Below are 2625 nucleotides of genomic sequence, written 5' to 3'. Positions count from 1 at the left end.
GTTTGTCGATTGTGCACGAGACCGTGTACGAAAATCGTTTCGGTTTCACTGAGGCACTGCGCCGGATGGGTGCGCATATCCAGGTTTACCGCGAGTGTTTGGGCGGGCTGCGGTGCCGTTTCGGGGCACGAAACTTTTACCATTCCGCGGTCATTTCCGGGCCGACCCCGCTGCACGGCACGGACATCGAGGTTCCGGATTTGCGCGGCGGTTTTTCACACCTCATCGCCGCTTTGGCGGCTCAGGGCGTATCGAATGTTTCCGGAGTGGACATCATCAACCGCGGCTACGAAAACTTCATGAACAAGCTAAAAGCTTTGGACGCACAGGTGGAGCTGCACTCATGACGAAATCTTCCAATCCTGACCGCACCAGGCTGGTCGCGCAGTTTTCCCGTCCCTTTCGGCGCAACCGCGCGGGACATCCCGCGATGGGATGGGTGTATTTTTGGGCTTCACTGCCGGTGCGTGCGGTGCTGATAGCGCTGATGAAGCGGCACTATTCGGGGGTGGAAAACTTGCCTGAAAGCGGCGGTTTCATCGCCGTGTCCAATCACGTCACGGAAATCGACTCGGTCACGTTTTCGCACTTCCTGGTGGCTAATCACTATTCCCCGCGAATGCTGATGAAAGAAGAAATGATGCACTGGCCGGTGGTGGGGTTTTGCGCCCGGCACTCGCGGATGATTCCGGTGTTTCGGGAAACCTCCCAAGCGGCAGATTCCCTGATTGCCGCCAAAGCCGCCCTGAAAGTGGGAGAGTGCGTGGGAATGTTTCCGGAAGGGACCCTCACTCGTGACCCCGGCTTGTGGCCGATGAAAGGCCACACCGGCGCGGCACGATTGGCGTTGGAAACCCAGGTTCCGGTGGTGCCCGTCGCCCAGTGGGGGGCGCACAAGACCCTGGCGCCCTACGGAAAACTGCACTGGCCGCCCCGCGGTCGGGTGTCGATGGTGGTCGGTTCGCCCGTCGACTTGAGCGACCTTTACGGAAAACATGATGATCACGAGGCCGTGACGGAGGCGACCCGGCGAATCATGGCTGACCTGACGGAACTTTTGCGGAGTCTGCGACCCGGTGAAGAGCCTCCCGCGAAAGTGTGGGATATGAAGGTTGACGGCGACCGCTACGGACGCCAGCGGAAGCACCCCAAAGGTGGCAAGAAACCACGCTAGACCTGGTGGAATACCCGGAACGTAAGGGGGGCGAGTGTTGCGAGACTTCGACGATGACGCCGACGAAGCCAAAATCTGGGACAAGAGAATGAAAAAAACCATGATTGGTGCATTCGTTTTCTTTGCCGCCGGATTGCTGCTGGCGTGGGCCTTTGGCAATATCAACGGCAACAACCCAGACCAGCGCCCTGCCGACGCGTCAGCACGTGAGGAAACCTACTGGAAGCAAATCACTTTCTTGAACCCCGGTTTCCCGACCGACCTGCGCAAAGAGGTCACCAAAATGGGGTGGCGGGCGTGCGGAAAGCTGGAGTCCGGCTGGAGCCCCACCCAGGTGCTGGCGTTCATCTCCGAAAGCGACAGCGGCTTTGATGCGGATAAGTTGCCGATGCCCGCGACCCAGGTACAGTTCTGGATTGGGGTGGAACAATCCGCGGCGATGTCCCTGTGTCCCGAACAGGAATCGAAACTGGACGGTTGGCTGGAAAACTTTGCCCCGAAACCGGCTCCTACGCCTACGGTAACCGAGCCAGCCTAAAGGAATTCAAGAAAAACCCCCGAAAGGACTAAAGTTTTACCCATGAGTGAAGGCGAACAAAAGACCCGAGTAGCGGTTATTTTCGGCGGGCGCAGCGGGGAACACGCGATTTCTTGCGCCACGGCAGCGGGAGTGCTCGACCACATCGACCGCACACGTTTTGAACCGATACCGATTGGAATTACCAAGGCCGGAGCGTGGGTGTTGATGCCCGATGAGTCCGATTCGCTGCGTCTGCAGGACGGACAAGGGGCCGAGATTGAGGACAACGGGACGTTTGTGGCGTTGGTGCCGCAAAACCAGCATCTGTTCTTCTGGGATTCCCGCACCTCCAGCGCCCCCATCAAGGACCTGGGGCGCATCGACGTGGTTATGCCGCTGCTTCACGGACCTTACGGAGAGGACGGGACGATCCAGGGTCTGTGTGAGATGGTTGGCGTGCCCTACACCGGTTGCGGGGTGGGCGCCTCCTCTAACGGTATGGACAAGGGGTGTGCGAAAGTTCTGTTGGAACACGGGGGGATTCCGGTGGGGCGCTACCACGTCATTACCGACTTCGATTGGCGCCACCGTTCTGACGAAGTTCCGGCCCCGATTCTGGCGTGGGGGTTGCCGGTCTTTGTGAAGCCGGCGCGTGCCGGGTCTTCCTTAGGGGTCACCAGGGTGGATTCGTGGCAGGACTTTGAGGCTGCGGTCGTCGCCGCTCGCCGCCACGACCCGAAAGTTATCGTGGAAGCCGCGGTGCAGGGCGCTCGTGAAATTGAATGTGCCGTGTTGGAGGGCCGCGCCGGGGGAGCCCCCCGCACCACCCCGCCGGGCGAAGTCGTGATGGTTTCTACCCCTGGAATGTACGATTTTCAGTCCAAGTATTTTGCTAACGAGGCGGTGCAACTCCAGATTCCCGCCCAGATTC

3 protein-coding genes and 1 pseudogene are annotated in these 2625 nt (G+C 59.7%); all 4 read left to right on the top strand.

The window, feature by feature from the left end:
* A pseudogene (locus tag Q0X47_RS08650) lies at nucleotides 1–347 on the top strand (UDP-N-acetylglucosamine 1-carboxyvinyltransferase); the annotation flags it as partial.
* Nucleotides 344–1174 carry a 1-acyl-sn-glycerol-3-phosphate acyltransferase gene (locus tag Q0X47_RS08645; RefSeq protein WP_297725100.1) on the top strand — a complete coding sequence of 277 codons (831 nt, stop codon included), beginning with the start codon at nucleotides 344–346 and terminating at the stop codon, nucleotides 1172–1174. The pseudogene Q0X47_RS08650 and the gene Q0X47_RS08645, both read left to right, overlap by 4 nt.
* A 34-nt stretch (nucleotides 1175–1208) precedes the next feature.
* Nucleotides 1209–1712 (top strand): DUF732 domain-containing protein, encoded by a 504-nt coding sequence (locus Q0X47_RS08640; protein WP_297725097.1) that lies wholly within the window; start codon nucleotides 1209–1211, stop codon nucleotides 1710–1712.
* 42 nt (nucleotides 1713–1754) lie between these two features.
* Nucleotides 1755–2625: D-alanine--D-alanine ligase family protein (locus tag Q0X47_RS08635; RefSeq protein ID WP_297725094.1), on the top strand; the 871-nt coding region annotated here is incomplete at its 3' end.

Source organism: uncultured Mobiluncus sp. (assembly GCF_947254095.1).
Classification (GTDB): domain Bacteria; phylum Actinomycetota; class Actinomycetes; order Actinomycetales; family Actinomycetaceae; genus Mobiluncus.
The sequence above is the reverse complement of the archived record's forward strand: the minus strand, read 5'-3'. Positions and strand labels throughout refer to the sequence as shown.